This window comes from Solidesulfovibrio alcoholivorans DSM 5433, from assembly GCF_000702665.1.
Classification (GTDB): Bacteria; Desulfobacterota; Desulfovibrionia; order Desulfovibrionales; family Desulfovibrionaceae; genus Solidesulfovibrio; species Solidesulfovibrio alcoholivorans.
The window spans coordinates 56,625-72,768 of the sequence record NZ_JNJA01000010.1 but is presented as its reverse complement, the minus strand read 5'-3'; the positions used below and the strand labels follow the sequence as shown (position 1 = coordinate 72,768).

The 16,144-nt window shown below is 68.2% G+C and carries 15 protein-coding genes; 9 read left to right on the top strand and 6 right to left on the bottom strand.

All coding sequences use genetic code 11. From position 1 onward, the window contains the following. Positions 1-61 precede the first annotated feature (61 nt). A complete protein-coding gene (locus Q368_RS0116370; protein ID WP_029460134.1) occupies positions 62-370 on the top strand; it encodes a Dabb family protein in 309 nt (102 codons plus the stop codon). 83 nt (positions 371-453) lie between these two features. Here Q368_RS0116370 and Q368_RS0116365 read toward each other — a convergent pair whose 3' ends face one another. Continuing rightward, positions 454-789 (bottom strand): hypothetical protein, encoded by a 336-nt coding sequence (locus tag Q368_RS0116365; RefSeq protein ID WP_029460133.1) that lies wholly within the window; start codon positions 787-789, stop codon positions 454-456. A gap of 140 nt (positions 790-929) precedes the next feature. On the opposite strand from Q368_RS0116365, the gene Q368_RS0116360 reads away from it, so the two are divergent. The 3 genes from Q368_RS0116360 (at position 930) to Q368_RS0116350 (ending at position 4,434) form a co-directional block, all read left to right on the top strand. Continuing rightward, the gene (locus Q368_RS0116360; protein ID WP_029460132.1) at positions 930-2,588 is read left to right on the top strand and encodes a PAS domain-containing sensor histidine kinase; all 1,659 of its coding nucleotides are present in this window, start codon (positions 930-932) and stop codon (positions 2,586-2,588) included. Between the two features lie 31 nt (positions 2,589-2,619). Then, the gene (locus Q368_RS23305; RefSeq protein ID WP_043786222.1) at positions 2,620-3,435 is read left to right on the top strand and encodes a helix-turn-helix transcriptional regulator; all 816 of its coding nucleotides are present in this window, start codon (positions 2,620-2,622) and stop codon (positions 3,433-3,435) included. An 87-nt stretch (positions 3,436-3,522) separates the two neighbouring features. Then, positions 3,523-4,434, top strand: coding sequence for a DMT family transporter (locus Q368_RS0116350; protein ID WP_029460130.1), 912 nt, complete (start codon positions 3,523-3,525; stop codon positions 4,432-4,434). A 22-nt stretch (positions 4,435-4,456) separates the two neighbouring features. On the opposite strand, the gene ybeY is transcribed toward Q368_RS0116350, so the two are convergent. The 5 genes from ybeY to dksA form a co-directional block, all read right to left on the bottom strand. Next, positions 4,457-4,885 (bottom strand): rRNA maturation RNase YbeY, encoded by a 429-nt coding sequence (ybeY, locus tag Q368_RS0116345; RefSeq protein WP_029460129.1) that lies wholly within the window; start codon positions 4,883-4,885, stop codon positions 4,457-4,459. After that, a complete protein-coding gene (locus Q368_RS0116340) occupies positions 4,882-7,200 on the bottom strand; it encodes an HD family phosphohydrolase (protein WP_029460128.1) in 2,319 nt (772 codons plus the stop codon). Before Q368_RS0116340 ends, ybeY begins: the two co-directional genes overlap by 4 nt. Then, positions 7,163-8,149: a PhoH family protein gene (locus Q368_RS0116335; RefSeq protein ID WP_029460127.1), complete on the bottom strand. Its 987-nt coding sequence runs from the start codon at positions 8,147-8,149 to the stop codon at positions 7,163-7,165. Before Q368_RS0116335 ends, Q368_RS0116340 begins: the two co-directional genes overlap by 38 nt. 91 nt (positions 8,150-8,240) lie before the next feature. After that, positions 8,241-9,767 (bottom strand): NFACT RNA binding domain-containing protein, encoded by a 1,527-nt coding sequence (locus tag Q368_RS0116330; RefSeq protein WP_029460126.1) that lies wholly within the window; start codon positions 9,765-9,767, stop codon positions 8,241-8,243. Positions 9,768-9,946: 179 nt separating this feature from the next. Next, positions 9,947-10,309 (bottom strand): RNA polymerase-binding protein DksA, encoded by a 363-nt coding sequence (dksA, locus tag Q368_RS0116325; protein WP_029460125.1) that lies wholly within the window; start codon positions 10,307-10,309, stop codon positions 9,947-9,949. 345 nt (positions 10,310-10,654) lie between these two features. Between dksA and Q368_RS0116320 the strand changes: the two genes are divergently transcribed. From Q368_RS0116320 to Q368_RS0116300, 5 genes are all read left to right on the top strand, one after another. Further along, the gene (locus tag Q368_RS0116320) at positions 10,655-11,215 is read left to right on the top strand and encodes a GAF domain-containing protein (protein WP_029460124.1); all 561 of its coding nucleotides are present in this window, start codon (positions 10,655-10,657) and stop codon (positions 11,213-11,215) included. A gap of 12 nt (positions 11,216-11,227) precedes the next feature. Beyond that, positions 11,228-12,244: a type I glyceraldehyde-3-phosphate dehydrogenase gene (gap, locus tag Q368_RS0116315; protein WP_029460123.1), complete on the top strand. Its 1,017-nt coding sequence runs from the start codon at positions 11,228-11,230 to the stop codon at positions 12,242-12,244. 250 nt (positions 12,245-12,494) lie between these two features. Beyond that, the gene (locus Q368_RS0116310) at positions 12,495-14,399 is read left to right on the top strand and encodes a heavy metal translocating P-type ATPase (protein ID WP_029460122.1); all 1,905 of its coding nucleotides are present in this window, start codon (positions 12,495-12,497) and stop codon (positions 14,397-14,399) included. Between the two features lie 5 nt (positions 14,400-14,404). Beyond that, on the top strand, positions 14,405-14,845 hold the full coding sequence (locus Q368_RS0116305) for a MarR family winged helix-turn-helix transcriptional regulator (protein ID WP_052360215.1): 441 nt from the start codon (positions 14,405-14,407) through the stop codon (positions 14,843-14,845). A gap of 56 nt (positions 14,846-14,901) precedes the next feature. Then, positions 14,902-16,116: an acyltransferase family protein gene (locus tag Q368_RS0116300; RefSeq protein ID WP_043786217.1), complete on the top strand. Its 1,215-nt coding sequence runs from the start codon at positions 14,902-14,904 to the stop codon at positions 16,114-16,116. Positions 16,117-16,144: the final 28 nt, after the last annotated feature.

Here is a 16,144-nt window from a genome sequence, read left to right as displayed (position 1 = left end):
CCCCTGGTTTCCCGGCGGCATTCAGGGTAGTGTGGCGGCGAAATCGCTCAAGGAGAGGATCATGATCACGCATATCGTCATGTGGACCCTCAAGGACGCGGCCGAGGGCCGGGACAAGGCCGCCAACGCGGCGGAAATGAAGGCCCGGCTTCTGGCGCTGCCCGCCAAGGTGCCGCTCGTGCTGGAGATGCGGGTGGCCGAGGGCGGGGATATCTTCGCCGCCGTGCCGGCCACGGACATCGTGCTTTACACCACCTTCCGCAGCAAGGAGGATTTGCAAACCTACGCCGTGCATCCCCTGCATATGGAAGTTGTGGAATTCATCAAGAAAGTGGCGGCCGAACGCCGGGTGGTCGATTTCGAGTCCTAGGACCGCGCTCCTGCGCCGCCCGCACGGGGCGTCTTCTGGCGAGGCCCGCCGTCCGGGGGATGGCGGGCCTTTTTCGCGCCGGATTACTGGGTCGCGCTTGCCTTGTCCGGGGCGGCTTCGCCCTTGGCGTTTTTCTTGTCCCGCTTGGGGCGCACGTAGCCTTTGTATTTGTCCTCGATCTTGGACTTTTCCTTGGCGAATTCCACCGCGTCCTTGGCGTGTTCGCGCTCGGACCAGGCGCGGTAACGCGCTTCGGCCGCGTCCGAGCGGGCCGTGGAGGGCGATTGCTTGGCGGGCGTCGCGGGCTTGGCGGCTTCGGCGGCGGGCGGGGCGGCCGGGGCCGGTTCGGCGGCAACAGCGGAAACGGCCGCAACGAGCACGCTTGCGGCGACGAAACACGAGGCGACGACCTTGCGCATGGATTCTCCCTGGCGGCCCGGTGGGCCGCATGACGGTCGGCTGGACCTAATCACATTTCCCCTGCGCCGGCAATGGGCTTGGGCGGCCGGGGGGGCGTGCGGTTCTGGCCAAGCGGGGAGAGTTCACGTAGAAGATAAGGATGCCGGACACGCCTGCGCCCAACGACAATTCCGCCTTCGTCGCCGCCTTCATGGACGCGTCGCCGGATCCGTATTTCTTCAAGGACGCCGCCTGCATCTACCGCTACGTCAACAAGGCGTTCTGCGACCTGTTCGGCATTGCCCGGGAGACGATCATCGGGCGCAGCGACTTCGACATCTTCCCCCGGGTCAACGCCCGCCGCCACCGCCGGGCCGACCTGTCCGTGCTGTCCTCCGGCCGCTTCGCCTCCTTCGACTACGAGGTCATCCACATGGGCCGCGCCGTGTGGCTGCAGGTGGTCAAGACGCCCGTGCGCGACGCCTCGGGGCGCATCGCGGGCCTCTTATGCGCGGCCCGCAACATCACCACGGGGAAGCAGCTGGAGGCCGGCGCCGGCATCCTGCGCAACGACCGCAGCCAGGATCTGGCCGAGGCGACCGACGACCTGCGCCGGATCAACCAGGAGCTGCGCCGCCAGGTCATCCAGCGCCATCAGGCCGAAAAGGCCCTGGAAGAGTCGCTGCGCACCGTCAACCTTATTTTCGAAAACAGCCCCATCGGCATCTCCCTCGTGTCCGAGCGCATCGTGCGCCGGGCCAATCCGCGCTTCCACGAGCTGTTCGCCAGTTCCCCGGGCGGGATCGTGGGGCGGTCCACGGCTGCCTTCTATCCCGATCAGGCTGCCTTCGAAGCGTTCGGCGAGGAGTTTTATCCCGCCCTCGGCCGCGGGGAGCGCGTGGACACCGTGCGCCTCATGCGCCGTTTCGACGGCACGGATTTCTGGTGCCGCATCATCGGCCAGGTGCTTTTCCCCGAACGTCCCCAGGCCGGCTCCATCTGGATCATGGAGGACGTTACCGAGCGCCGCCTGGCCGAAGAGGCCGCCCTGGCCGCCGACCGGCTCAAGCGGGAATTTACCGACAACATGTCCCACGAAGTCCGCACGCCGCTCAACGGGATCATGGGCATGATCCAGATGCTGGAGGCGACGGAACTCTCCGCCGAACAGCAGGAGTGGCTCGGGACGCTTCGCCAGTGCGCCGGCAACCTCGTCGACCTGCTGGAAGGCATGCTGGATTTCTCGCGCCTCGATTCCGGCGGCGGGGAGCCGCCCCGGCGCGAGCCGTTCTCCATCAGGGACATCGTCCAGGGGACGTGCAACTCCTTCCTGTCCGCGGCGCGGCGCAAGGGGCTCGCCCTTGTCTCCCGCATCTCCCTCGACATTCCCGAGGTGGTCCTCGGCGACGGCGGCGGGCTGCGCCGGGTGCTGGCGGCGCTTGTCGGCAACGCGGTCAAGTTCACGCCTGCGGGGACGGTGGAGTTGGACGTCGCGCGGGGCTGGGGCTGCCGTAGCGTGCCCGACGCATCCCGGGACGGCGGCACGGTCTATTTGGCCTTCAGCGTGCGGGACACGGGCATCGGCCTTGCGCCCGAGACGTTACCCGGCATTTTCGAGCCGTTCCGGCAGGTGGACGGCAGCATGACGCGGCGTTTCGGCGGCGCGGGCCTGGGGCTGGCCATCGCCCGCAAGGTGGCCGAGGCCATGGGCGGCTACCTCGACGTGCAAAGCAAGCCCGGCAAGGGCAGCACGTTTTGCTTTTGCGTGCCCTTCGCCCTGCCCGACACGGCGGACGCGCCGGATACCCCGGGCGCTTGACCCGGGCGGGGTTGCGGGCCATGCTCGCCCCATGTCCGCCCGCACGCCGCGCTTCGCGCCGGAAATCCTGCGCCGCCGCCTCGACCCGGACCTGCCCGGCCTCGAAGCCCGCCTGACCGCCTACCGCCGTCAAGCCTTCTCCCTCCACATCCACGACGCCTGGTGCGTGGGGCTGGTGCTTTCCGGCGCGACAAGGGCCCGGCTTGGCGCGGCGACATATCGGATCGCGGCCGGCGAAGCGGCCCTGATCGGGCCGGGCGAGCCGCATGCCTGCAATCCCGAGCCGGACGGACGGCTGTGCTCCCTCGTCTTGTCGCTCGACGCCGCAGCGATCCGTCTCGTCGTCGGCGGCGCGGGCGAGCCGGCGTTTCGCGCGCCCCTCGTGCGCGATTCCCTGCTCGTGCGGCGCTGCGCCGGGCTTTACCGGACGCTCGGGACGCCGTGCGAGCGGCTGCGCAAGGAATCCCTGGTCTGCCTGGCATTTGCGCCGCTCTTTTTGCGCCGCGCCGGCCGCGTCCCCTTGCGCGAACCCGGGGCCGCGGCCAGGGTGCGGGAATACCTGCGCGCCCATTACCGCCAAAACGTCCCCCTTGCCGCGCTCGCCGCCCTGGCCGGGCGCAGCCCGACCCATCTGCTGCGCCTGTTCAAACGGGAATACGGCCTGCCGCCCCATGCCTACCAGAACCATCTGCGCGTGGAGCGGGCCAAGGCGCTGCTCGCCACGGACCTTCCGGCCGCCCAGGTGGCCCTGGAAGCCGGCTTTGCCGACCAGAGCCACCTCATTCGCGCCTTCACGCCCCAGGTCGGAGCCACGCCCGCCCAGTACCGCCGCAGCCTTCAGTCCTGACGCGAAGGAAGGCAATTTCGTCCAATTCCCCGGGCGTCCGGTCTGCGATGCTCCCGCCGCGCGGCCGCAGGGCCGCCTGGAGGGAATGTGCGCAAGAGGGAGCTTGCGGTCACGGCCGCTTTGGCCCTGACCCTTTTCGCCTGGGGCATGTCGTATGTCTGGACCAAGATCGCGTTGGCCGAGATGGGGCCTTTCACCCTGGTGTGTTTCCGGTTCGTCCTGGCGACGGGGCTTTTCGTCCTGGCCTACGCCGTCACCGGCCGCCGGCCGCAAAGGCTTTCCCGGGCCGATCACGGCAGGCTTTTCCTGCTCGCCCTGATGCAGCCCGTGGGCCATTTCGCCTTTGAAACCTGCGGGCTCGTGCTGACCACGGCCACGGCGGCGGCGCTCATCGTCGCGACCATTCCGCTCACGGTCGCCGGCCTCGACGCGGCGCTCGGCCGTTCCCGGCCGGGGCTTGGCGAACTGGCGCGCATCCTGGCGTCCATCGTCGGCGTGGGGTGCGTCATCGCGGGCGGCACGGGGCTGCGTCTGGGCGGGCAGTTGGCCGGCGATCTGCTCATGGTGGGCGCGGTCGTGTCCACGGCCGGGTACGTGGTGCTCGGCGGCGCGCTCACCCGGCGTCTGGACGCCTGGACCGTGACGTTTGCGCAACTGGCCTGGGGGGCGGCGCTTTTCGCCCCGGGCTGCGCCTTCGAACTGGCGCGGCGGGGCTGGCCGCCGCTTTCCGGCCGGGGCGCGGCGGCCTTGGCGGCGCTGACCGTGCTCGCGAGCTTCGCCGCGTTTCTCTGCTACAACTTCGCGCTGGCGCGCTTAAGCGCGACGCGGGCCGCGCTGTGGCTCAACGCCGTGCCGGTGGTGACGGCGCTCGCCGCCTGGGCGTTTCTTGGCGAGCGGCTCACGCTGCTCGAGGCGGTGGGGGGCGCGGTGGTGTGCGCGGCCGTGGCCGCGCCGGGGTGGCGGCGCGGCGCGGCGGCGCGCGAGCAAAGGGAAGCCTGAGGCGGCGCCTGCCGCCGCCTCGCTACGAAAGGCGTGCGTCCGTCAGGGCGAGGGCGTCCACCGCCTGTTCGGTGAGCGCCTCCATGACCGGGCCGTGGTCGAAACCGGCGAGGTGCAGGAAGCCGTGGGCGAGCAGGCGCACGAGGTGCGCCCGGGGCGGCTGGCCGTAAAGGAAGGCTTCGCGCGCCACGGTATCGAGGCTGACGGCCATTTCCCCGAGATAGTCCGGGCGCTGCGGGTCTTCGGCCGGAAAGCTCAGCACGTTGGTCGGGCCGGGAAGCCCCAAGTGGGCGCGGTTGAGCGCCGCCATCTCCCCGTCACCGACCACGCGCAGGTCGAAAGCGCCGCCGCCGAGGTCCAGGGCGTCGAGGATGTCCCGGCACAGCACGGCAAGCTCCGGCCGCCGGCAGGGCAGGTCGGGATGGAGCAGCCCCGGGGCCACGCCGATCATGCCGCGTGTTCCGCCGCGCCCTTGGCCGTGACGGCGCAGGGCGGCTCCTCGCGCGTCTTGCCGTTTTTCGGGTCCGTGGTCTTGCTCGCGCTCGGGTACTCGATGCGCTGGTGGAAGATGCCGGTCAGGATGCGCTGGAAGGTGTCGCTTAAAAGCGTCAGGTCCTTGAGCGTCAGCTGGCAGTCGTCGAGCTCGCCCTCGTCGTGGATCTTGCGCACGATGTTCTGGATGTGCCCCTTGATGCGGCTCGGCGTCGGATCGACCAGGGTGCGGCTCGAGGCCTCGATGGCGTCGGCCAGAAGGATCAGGCCGGCCTCCTTGGTCTGGGGCTTGGGCCCGGGATAGCGGTAATCTTCCTCGCGGATGGGGTCGTCGCCCTTGGCCTCGGCGAGCTCCTTGGCCTTGTGGTGGAAGTAGGCGATCAGCGTGGTGCCGTGGTGCTGGCCGATGAGGTCCGTGATCTGCTGGCCCAGGCGGTGTTCCCTGGCCAGTTCCACGCCCTTTTTCACGTGGGCGATGAGGATCAGCGCGCTCATGGACGGCGCGAGCTTGTTGTGGCGGTTCTCCTTGCAGGAGATGTTCTCGATGAAATAATGCGGGCTCTTGAGCTTGCCGATGTCGTGGTAGAGCGCCGCCACCTTGGCCAGCAGCGGATTGGCGCCGATGGCCCGCGCCCCGGCCTCGACCATGTTGGAGACGATCAGCGAATGGTGGTAGGTGCCCGGGGCCTTGACCATGAGCTCCTGGAGCAGGGGCTGCTCGAGGTTCAAAAGCTCCATCAGGCGGAAGCGCGACGTGTAGCCGAAGATGAGCTCCATGATCGGCGCGATGCCGACCACGGCCAGAAGCGACAGGAACGCGGACAGCGCGACGAAGGCCAGGCCCGTCCCGGTCACGGCCGGGTCGCTCAAATCCATGAGGTTGAGCGAGCCCCACATGATGCAAAGCGATGCGAAAAGCGGCAGCACGGAGCGCATCACTTGCGGGCGTGTCTCCGAACGCTTCATGAGGTAGATGGAGATCATGCCGCCGACGAAATAGTAGCAGAAGATGCCGATGCCGCCGTAGACCATGTTGGCGGCCAGAAACGACAGGATGAGGCTGACGAAGATGCACAGGCGCTTGGAGAAGAAAAGCGCCAGGATGCCCGCCGCGCCGGCCATGGGCAGGCTCGCGGCGAAATAGAGCGAGCGCGTGGCCTCGGGCAGGCCGCCGCTGCCCGGCAACAGCGTGACCACGTCCGCCACCTTGGCCAGCATGCCGAAGATCAGCAGAATCACGCCGAGGAACACCCAGTCCGTGTCGCGCACGCGCCGGATGCCGGGCTTGTCCAGGGACATGGTCAACACGGCCAGGAACATGAGGCACATGCCGAAGAGCCCGAAGGCGCGCAGCATGTTGTACGAGCCCTTGCGGTGGGAATAGAGCGCCTGCAGCTTGAGCTGCTGGATGGGGCCCACGCGCTCGCCCTGGCGCACGATGACCTCGCCCTTCTTGATGATGTAGTAAAGCGGCTCCACCGCGCGGGTGATCTCGCGCTTGCGCGCCTGCGTCGTTTCCTGGTTGAAGGTCATGTTCGGGGCGAGCAGGGGATAGACCAGGACGTAGACGGCCTTGCGCAGGCGGAAGGGCTTGTTCAGGGAGACCTTGAGCCGGTGCTCCAGGTCGTCCTTGACCTGTTTCAAGTCCTTGACGTCGCGGGTCTCGACGCGAAGCGTCTCCATCATGGAGGGCAGGTCGCGGATGAGGATGCCGTTTTTATACGGCGCGAAAAGCGCCGTGGAGGCCACGACGCCTCCTTCGTAGTTCTGCTTGAGCCAGGGCAGGACGTCCTTTTCGAGCAGATCCTTGAATTCGTCCTGGCGCCAGACCTCGATGATGTCGCCGCCGATGTCGGTGTTGAGGTTCTCGGCGATCTGCCAGCGCAACTTCTCCAGGTCGTCGCCGCCGGTGTTGCGCACGGAGGCGACGATGTCCCCGGCGGTCTTGGCCAGGGCCTCGTAGGGCAGGGGGCTCACGTCGAAGACCGGGGGCTGGGATTCGGCCACCTGTTCGCGCTTGCGGTTGGTGGCTTCCACATCCTCGATCTGGAGGTTCTGGTCGGCGGCCACGTCCTGCGTGGCGATCTCGCCGGCGGTGAAGAGCTTCACCGAGTTGTCGAGCCCGAGCCTGGCCACGAAGCTCAGGGCGAAAACGGCGGTCAGGAAGAAGGCGAAGCCGGCGACGCCGGGCGGCAGCGCGAAGGCGTGGCCGTTGTGGCCCGCCTGGGGCTGCCCCTTAAACTTCCGTTTGACCTTGTTGACTATGTCGCTCATAGGCTTTGACGATCCTTCCCACGAGGGGATGGCGGATGACGTCCGCGTCGCTGAAGGAAATGAAATCGATGCCGCGCACGTCGCGCAGCACCCGCCGCGCCTCCACCAGTCCGGACACGGACCGGGGCGGCAGGTCTATCTGCGTCACGTCGCCGGTGACCACGGCTTTGGAGCCCAGTCCCAGGCGCGTGAGGAACATCTTCATCTGCTCGGGCGTGGTGTTTTGCGCCTCGTCGAGGATGATCAGCGCGTCGTTTAGGGTGCGCCCGCGCATGAACGCCAGCGGCGCGACCTCGATCACGCCGGTGTCGAGCATCTCCCGCACCTTCCGGAAGTCCAGCATGTCGTTTAAGGCGTCGTAGAGCGGGCGCAGGTAGGGGTTGATTTTCTCCACCATGTCGCCGGGCAGGAAGCCGAGCTTTTCGCCGGCCTCCACGGCCGGGCGGGTGAGGATCAGCCGCTTGACCCGCTTGGCCACCAGAAAATGCACGCCCATGGCCACGGCCAGGTAGGTCTTGCCCGTGCCGGCCGGCCCGATGCCGAAAACGAGATCGTTTTTCCTGATGGAGGCGAGGTAGTCGCGCTGGGTGGCGGTGCGGGGAGCGACGGTCTTTTTGGGGGAGACGGCCAGCGCCTCCTCGCGGTAGACGCGCTGGAGGTTCGCCTCCGGCTCCCTGGCCAGGACGCTCAGCGCCTGCTCCACGTCGGCCGGGTAGACGGGTTTTCCCTGGCGCAGCAGGCCGTAGAGCTGGACCAGCACGTTGGCCACGTGGGCAAGCGTCTCCTCGGAATCGGCGGCAAGGACCACGGCGTTGCCCCGCGTGTCGAGGCGCGCCCCGGACTTGCCGGCGATCAGGGCGAGATTTTCGTTGTGGGGCCCGAAAAGGTCCCTGGCCAGCTCCGAGTCGTCGAACTCCAGCCGCCGCGTCAGCCCAGGCGTTTCCATCATGGCGTCACAACGCTGTTACGGTAAAAATGCAGTGCATGGCCCGGTTACGCTCCTAATACAACCCTGCGGCGACGACAAGCGAATCCGCGTGTCAGCCGGGCTGTCGCAGGTTTTCCAGCGCCGGGTCCACGTCCACGCGCAGGGTTTCGAGAAGCGCGCCGACAGCCACCTTGCCCGTTGCCGCGCCCTTGATGCGCCGCACGTCCCCGGCCTTGGCCAGCATGACCTCGGCCGCGCCCGCGCCCGAGGCGAAGCTCGCCAGGGCCGCCAGCCCCGCGGCCTGGAGCAGGCTCTCGCGCGGCACTTCCCGGCGCGGATGGTCGCGGCGCAGGATCACGTGCGCCCCGGGCCCTCCCGCCACGTGGAACCACAGGTCGAACGGGTTGGCCTTGCGCAGGAGGCTTTCGCCGGCCTTGGCGTTCTTGCCGCGTAAAACCAGGAATCCGTCGCTCGTTCGGTAGGCGTTGGCCGCGACGCCCTCGAAGGGGCCGGGAGCGGGGCGGGGCGGTTGCGCCGTGGGCGCGCCGCGTTGTCGACTTTGTAAGTCTTTTTTCCCGCCTTGCAAGTCCTGCCGACGCCGGGCGATGGCGGCAAGGCCCCGTTCGCCCTTGGCCGCGAGATCATACAGCTTTTGCATATTCCGGACCACGGTGAGCGACGGGTCCAGTTCGAGCGCAACGGGAACGCCGTCCGGTCCTGGCAGAAAAAGGTGAGGAATCTTGGCCTGTTTGTCCAAGGCGTGCAGGTTGGCGGCGAGCAGGTCCGCCTGGGGCCGGCGGGCAAGAAATTCCCGCATGCGCGCCTCGTCAGCGGCAAGTTTGACCAGGGCCCGGGACAGCCGGCGCGCGGCCGCGGTGGCCGCGGCCGCTTGCGGCGCATCCTGGCGGCCGGAAACCTCGCCGAAGGCCAGGGGCTCTCCGAAGGCGGCGGCAGCGGCCAGGGCGCTCGGGAAGGCGCGCGTCTCGCGGCCCGGCTTGTCCTTTTCCGCCCAGCGGACCGGCCACAGGGCGTCGGGTTCGCCCTTGGCGTATTCCAGAAAATAGCCTTCGGCCTCGGGCGCGCGCAGCCTGGCGTAGACGGCCGCGGCCTGTTCCTGCGGCAGCGCGGCCAGGCGGCGGCGAAGCGCCGGGGAAAGCTGGGGGTGGGGCCGCCAGATGTCGGGGTCGGACAGGATCGCGTCCGGTTGCGGCCAGTCGGGCTCGCCCTCCTGCGGCGGCGGGGGCGCGTCGCACAGCTGCGGAAAGCTTTTCGGGTCGAGCAGCAGGTGCGGGCCTTCGCCGGCCATGACCAGGGCCAGACGGCGGTTTTGCCAGTCCGCGACCACGCCCGCCACGCGCCGGCCGCGAAGGTGTTTGCGCAGGCGCATGGCCGCGGCCGGCGCGCGCTCGGGCTGTACGGTTTTTTGCGGCGAGAGAAAGAGGAAAAAACGGCCCGTGCCGTAGCGGGCGTGCAGGTACACGGTCTTCTTGCCGGACCCGTCCGGCGCTTCGCGCCCCGGGGGCAGGTACAGGGCCATGGAAAAGACGTTTTGTGCGGGCAAAAAGACCTTTTCCACCCGGCAGCCGGGCAGGAGCGCGGCCAGTTCGCGGGCCAGGAATCGGAAGAAGACGGCTTCCATGGGGAGTCGAGGGGCTTGCTAACACGGCCTGGGGCGAAGCGGGAGGGGGACGACGTCCCCAAGCGGATGTGTCACGCGTGCGAAACAACGCTGGCGACGGATGGCCTCTCCGAAAAACACGGGCATGTGTTTCAAGGACTGCGGCGCGGCGTGCGGAGAAAGCGGCAAAGGCGGCGCGGTCATTCCCCGCGCAGGTTTTCGTCGGCTTCCTGGCGGCTTTTGCATTTGATGCACAATGTGGTCACGGGACGGGCCTTGAGCCGGGCGACGCTGATGTCCTCGCCGCACTCCAGGCATTCGCCGTAGGTGCCGTCGTCGATGCGTTCCAGGGCTTCCTTGATCTTCTTGATCAACCGGCGCTCGCGGTCACGCAGGCGCAGGGTGAAGGCCCGGTCGGATTCGGCCGTGGCCCGGTCCGCCGGGTCGGCGTAGACCTCCACGGTGTCCGTCATGTCTTCGATGGTCTCCTCGCCTTTCTTGAGGATGTCCTGAAGCATGTTGTTGAGAAGTTCGCGGAAATATTCGACGTCCTTGGGGTCCATGCAGCCCTCCTCGGCCTAAGGTCTTCACGGCTCCAGCTTTGAAATTGACTCCCCTACCGCAAACCCGCAGGAAGGTAAAGGGGGGGGCTCCCGGCGCGGCTCGTCCCTTGACGGCGCGGGGACGCAAGATGGCAAAAGGGAGGACAGCCCCTGCCCACGGGGCGCGGCGGCAGGCCCCTGCGGTCACGATTCCCCGGCGGGACGCGTCTTTTCATTTCATGGAAATGACGTATGCTGGCACCGGTTCGCCATTACGCATCCGCGAACTCCCGGCATTATCGCGGCTCCCGGTTCACGGATCGGCCGCCGGGCCGGGCGCGCAACCATCCCCTTCAGGAGGGAACCATGAGCGAAAAGGAATGCGCCTACTACCGCACTTTGTATGAGGTGGCAAAGGGCATCAATTCGAGCCTCGAGCCCGTGACCGTGCTGCGGGCCATCGTGGAGCAGGTGGCCAAGGCCCTGGACGCCAAGGCCTGCTCCATCCGCCTGCTCGACCGCAAGGGCCGCACGCTGCTCGCCAGCACCTCGTACGGCCTGAGCAAAGGCTACCTGCGCAAGGGTCCGGTCGAGGTGGACAAGAGCAAGATCGACCAGGAAACCCTGGCCGGGGCCGTGGTCCAGATCCGGGACGCGAGCGCCGACCCGCGCTTCCAGTATCCCGAAGCGGCAAAGGAAGAGGGCATCGCCTCGGTCATGGCCCTGCCGCTGACCGTCGAGGGCCGGGCCATCGGCGTGCTGCGGCTCTACTGCGGCAATATCCGCGCGTTCGAGCAAAGCGAGATCGATTTCGCCACGGCCATCGCCAATTTGAGCGCCATCGCCATCGAGAACGCGCGGCTCCATCAGGCGCTCAAGACCGACTACGAACTCCTGACGGCCTACGACTACACCATGCACGAGTAGGAGAGCAGGCACATGACCAAACTTCGCATCGCCATCAACGGGTTCGGCCGCATCGGCCGCCAGGTCCTCAAGGCCATGCTCGAGCATCATGCCGAGCACATGGAAGTCGTGGCCATCAACGACCTCTTCGACGTGGCCACCAACGCCCATCTGCTCAGTTACGACACCAACTACGGCAAGCTGCCCGTGGCAGCCTCGGTCGACGGCGACGTCATGGTCGTCGGCGACTGGAAGATCAAGAATTTCGCCGAACGCGATCCCCACGGCCTGCCCTGGGCCGAGTACGGCGTGGACGTGGTCATCGAATCCACCGGCATCTTCCGCACCGGCCCCAAGTGCCAGGCCCACATCGAGGCCGGCGCGAAAAAGGTCATCATCACGGCCCCGGCCAAGGAAGAGGATCTCACCGTGGTGCTCGGCGTCAACCAGGACCAGTACGACCCGGCCAAGCACCATGTCCTGTCCAACGCCTCCTGCACCACCAACTGCCTCGCTCCGGTGGCCAAGGTGATCCACGACCAGTTCGGCATCATCAAGGGCGTGATGACCACCATCCACTCCTACACCAACGACCAGCGCATCCTGGACCTGCCGCACAAGGACCTGCGCCGGGCCCGGGCCGCGGCCTGCAACATGATCCCGACCTCGACCGGCGCGGCGCAGGCCGTGGCGCTCGTCATCCCGGACCTCAAGGGCAAGTTCTCGGGCCTTTCCGTGCGCGTGCCCACCCCGACCGTCTCCCTGGTCGATTTCGTGGTCCAGATCGCGAAGCCGACCACGACCGAGGAACTGCGCGCCAGGCTCAAGGAAGCCGCCGAAGGGCCGCTCAAGGGCATTCTGGCCTTTTGCGAAAAGCAGCTTGTGTCCATGGACTTCAAGGGCGACGCCCATTCGAGCATCGTGGACGCCGAGTACACCACCGTGCAGGGCGGCGACATGGTCAAAGTGCTCTCCTGGTACGACAACGAATGGGGCTATTCCTGCCGCGTGGCCGACCTCGTCGATTTCATGGCGAAAAAGGGCCTGTAGCGTCCCCCAAAAAAGACGGCAGTATCTTTTAGAACAATCGTTATTCAAGGGTGTTGTCCTCGAGAAGGCAGGCGCTTTCTGTGAGGTCGCGACACGGACCCACAACCGACAGTCTCGCGGCGCGGGAGGGTGGCAACGCCTTCCCGCGCTTTTTTTGTGCTCGCTGTAGCTTTGCGATCAAATTGTTTGACTATCAAGAAGTAATCTCCTAAAGCTTCTTCGTCCTCAAGACGTTCGCCCAGGAGTTGTCATGATCGGTCGTTTTTCCCGCCTCGACGCTTACAAGGGGCTGTTCGCCCTCAAGGAACTGACCCTGTGCCTGGCCGGCGGCGCGCTCGCCCTGGCCGCCTATCTCGTCGCGCCCGTATCCGGGACGTCCCCCCTGTCGGTCCTGCTCGGCCTTGCCTCCGTGGCCGTAAACGGCCTGCCCATCGTGGTCGGCGCGGCCAGGGGCGTCATGGAACGCCGCGTCAATGTGGACGAGCTCGTCAGCATCGCCATCCTCGCCTCCCTGGCCCAGGGCGAGGTGCTGACCGCCGCCGTGGTGAGCTTTATCATGACGCTCGGCGCGCTCATCGAGGAGGCCGTCAGCGACGGGGCGAGGCGCTCCATCGAAGCCCTGGCCGCCCTGTCGCCGCAGGAAGCCACCGTGCTCGACGCCGATGGCAGGGAGCGCGTGGTTCCGGTCGCGAGCGTCAAGCCCGGGGACCGCATCCTCGTGCGCCCGGGCGAGCGCATCCCCGTGGACGCGGAAATCGTCTCGGGCGCGACCGCCGTGGACGAATCGGCCCTGACCGGCGAATCGCTGCCCCGGGAGCGCCACCCCGGCGACACGATCCTGGCCGGCACCCTCAACTACACCGGACGCGTCGAGGCCCGGGCCGTCAAGGTGGGTGAGGACTCGACCTTCGGCAAAGTGGTGAAGCTCGTGGTCGCGGCCGAGGCCGGCAAACCCAGGGCGGCGCGCATCGTGGACCGTTGGGCCGCGTGGTTCACGCCCACGGTGCTGGGCCTTGCCGGGCTGGCCTGGATGTTCACCGGCGACCTCGATCGCGCCGTGGCCGTGCTCGTGGCGGGCTGCCCGTGCGCGCTGCTCATGGCCGGCCCCACGGCCACGGTCGCGGCCGTGGGCCTGGCCGCCCGGCGCGGCATCCTGGTCAAGGGCGGACAGTTCCTGGAGGAGGCCGCCCGCGCCGACGCCGTGCTGTTCGACAAGACCGGCACCCTGACGCTCGGCCGGCCCGACGTGACTGTGGTGGTCCCCATGGACGGCGAGGACGCGGCCGACGTCATCGGCTGCGCCGCCTGCCTGGAAAAGGACTGCACGCATCCGCTGGCCACGGCCATCGTGGGCAAGGCCCGGCGCGAGGGCATCCCGGTCGCCGCGCCGGACGCCATGGCCACGGTCGTCGGCCTTGGCGTGCGCGGCACTGTGGCGGGGCAGGCCGCGGAAGTCGGCAGCCCGGAGCTGCTCGGCGGCGAAGCGGAACTGCCCGAAGCCCTGCGCGAATGCCTGGCCGACATCCGGGAGCGCGGCGCGACCGCGCTCGTGGTGCGCCGCGAAGGCGCGGTCCTCGGCGTCATCGGCGTGGCCGACAAGGCCCGGGAGACGGCGTTTCTCGCCGTGGACGCCCTGCGCAAGCTCGGCATCGGCACCGTCGGCATCCTTTCCGGCGACCACGCCAAGGCCGTGCGCGCCCTGGCCAAGGGCGTCGGCATCGAGGACGTCTGGGCGCAACTGACGCCCGCGGGCAAGCTCGACGTGCTCGCCAGGTTTCAGGAGCAGGGCCGCCGGGTGCTCTTTGTCGGCGACGGGGTCAACGACGCCCCGGCCCTGGCCCGGGCCAACGTGGGCGTGGCCATGGGCGCGGCCGGCTCCGACGTGGCCCTGGAGACCGCCGACGTGGCCCTGGCCAACGACGACATCGGCCGCCTGCCGTTCCTGGTCCACCTGGGGCGGCGCATGGTGCGCATGATCGGCGTGAACATCGGCCTGGGGCTCGTCTTCAACGCCGTGGCGATCCTCGGCGGGGCGTACGGCCTGCTTTCGCCCGTGGCCGCGGCCGTCTTCCACAACGTGGGCTCGGTCGTGGTGGTGCTGTCCTCGGCGAGCCTCGCCTTCACGTCCGAACCACCCCTGGGGGGCAGGAGGTAAGCGCCGTGGACACGCCCGAACACGCGCAAGCGCCCGGAGCGTCGCGCCTGACCCGCCTGCTCATCGAGTTCTACGAGAAGTTCTCCTCCTGGGAGCACGGCGTGGTGCGCGAAAGCGGGCTGACGTTGCCGCAGATGCACACCCTCGAAATCCTCGGCGCGGACGGCGACCTGCGCATGACCGAGCTTGCCGCGCGCATGGGCGTGACCACCGGCTCGCTCACCGTGCTCGTCGATCGCCTGGAGCGGGGCGGATACGTGGCGCGAAAGCCCCACGAGACCGACCGCCGCTCCATCCGCGTGGGCCTGACCGGGGAAGGCGCGCGGCTTTTCGCCGAACACCACGCCCTGCACGAACGCCTGACGGGCGAACTGCTCTGCGCCTTGTCCCCGGAAGAGGCGGCGCAGTTCGCGCGGCTGCTCGAGCGCTTGTGCGCCTGCCTCTGACGGGCGCTGCGGGCCGGCTGGTCAAGGCCGGCCCGTCATGATACCCGTGCCGGGCCATGGCAAAAGACGTGAAGAATCCGGTCGATCCCGGCCGCGGTGGTTTCGACCGGCGCGTGAGTGTCGCCATTTCCGTGGCGCGCCTCGTGCTCATGGCCGGCATCGTCACCGGGCACGCCATGCTCCTGCCGGATTTCCTCGGCCTCTACGCGCCAGGCGTGCCCTATCCCGCCGGAGCGGATGGATTCGCCGCCTTCCGGGCGGCCCTGGCCGGGCAGAAGGGGCTTTTCGACCGCATGGCCTTTGCCGGCGGGCTCACCTTCTGGTCGCTCAATTTCGCCTTCTACGCCCTGAGCGGCTTTTCCCTGTGGTACGCCACGCGCCGGCGCGGCGTCTTCAATTTGCGCGACTATTTCTTCGGCCGCTTCTTCGGCATCTACCTGGGATTTGCCATGGCCGCCCTGGCGGCGTTCGCCGTGGTGGTCGGCGTCTTCGGCCACAGGCCGGGCGAGCACGACCTCAACTTCCTGCTGCTGGGCGTGGCCCGGGCCCGGGAGACCATGGCCTACAACGACACGCTGTGGTTTCTCAGCGTGCTCTTCGTCCTCTATCTCGTTTTCCCGGCCATCCCCGCGCTCTACCGCCGGCTGCGCCTGCCCGGGCTTTTTGCCCTGCTCGTCCTTTTCACCTGGCTGCGCCTCAAGGGCACGCTGGCCGGCCTGAGTTTTTTGCCCACGGCCTTTTCCTTTTTCCTGCTCGGCGTGACCGCGGCCGACGTGCTCTACGTCCTCGGCGCGCGGCTGCGCGGACGGGGTGGGTCCTGGGCCACGGCCGTTGGCGCGGTCGCCCTGGCCGCGGTCTGCGCGGCGCGGCTTTACGCCCTGGCCTACGCAGAATTGGTCGCCGCCGGAAACGTGAACTACGATACCCACGCGCTGGGGACCACGTCCTTTTTCCTGATCCTTGCACTGGGGCTGCTCGTTCCGGCCGGGGACCGGCTGGGGCGGGCGTTGCGCACGGCGGCCCGGGGCACCTTCGCCGTTTACGTCTACCATTACCTGCTCTTCCAGCTCTATCGACACGCCCCGGCGTTCGCGGACGCGGTCCTGTCCGCCACGGCTCTCTTGCCGGGTTTCGTGCGCGACCATTTCCTCTGCGGCGCGTCGCTCCTCTACGGCGTACTGCTTCTCGGCGGCGTGGGCTACCAGCTGGCCTTCGACCGGTTCCTGTCCGGCCCCCTGCGCCGGGCCTTCGAGCGTCCCATCGCCCTGTAGTTCCGCCTCTCTTGCGAACGCGGCAAGA

Bases quoted from the DNA above. Each gene is read 5' to 3' on its own strand.
- Q368_RS0116370 (WP_029460134.1), top strand. From the start codon at position 62: ATGATCACGCATATCGTCATGTGGACCCTCAAGGACGCGGCCGAGGGC.
- Q368_RS0116365 (WP_029460133.1), bottom strand. From the start codon at position 789: ATGCGCAAGGTCGTCGCCTCGTGTTTCGTCGCCGCAAGCGTGCTCGTT.
- Q368_RS0116360 (WP_029460132.1), top strand. From the start codon at position 930: ATGCCGGACACGCCTGCGCCCAACGACAATTCCGCCTTCGTCGCCGCC.
- Q368_RS23305 (WP_043786222.1), top strand. From the start codon at position 2,620: ATGTCCGCCCGCACGCCGCGCTTCGCGCCGGAAATCCTGCGCCGCCGC.
- ybeY (WP_029460129.1), bottom strand. From the start codon at position 4,885: ATGATCGGCGTGGCCCCGGGGCTGCTCCATCCCGACCTGCCCTGCCGG.
- Q368_RS0116340 (WP_029460128.1), bottom strand. From the start codon at position 7,200: ATGAGCGACATAGTCAACAAGGTCAAACGGAAGTTTAAGGGGCAGCCC.
- Q368_RS0116335 (WP_029460127.1), bottom strand. From the start codon at position 8,149: ATGATGGAAACGCCTGGGCTGACGCGGCGGCTGGAGTTCGACGACTCG.
- Q368_RS0116330 (WP_029460126.1), bottom strand. From the start codon at position 9,767: ATGGAAGCCGTCTTCTTCCGATTCCTGGCCCGCGAACTGGCCGCGCTC.
- dksA (WP_029460125.1), bottom strand. From the start codon at position 10,309: ATGGACCCCAAGGACGTCGAATATTTCCGCGAACTTCTCAACAACATG.
- Q368_RS0116320 (WP_029460124.1), top strand. From the start codon at position 10,655: ATGAGCGAAAAGGAATGCGCCTACTACCGCACTTTGTATGAGGTGGCA.
- gap (WP_029460123.1), top strand. From the start codon at position 11,228: ATGACCAAACTTCGCATCGCCATCAACGGGTTCGGCCGCATCGGCCGC.
- Q368_RS0116310 (WP_029460122.1), top strand. From the start codon at position 12,495: ATGATCGGTCGTTTTTCCCGCCTCGACGCTTACAAGGGGCTGTTCGCC.
- Q368_RS0116300 (WP_043786217.1), top strand. From the start codon at position 14,902: ATGGCAAAAGACGTGAAGAATCCGGTCGATCCCGGCCGCGGTGGTTTC.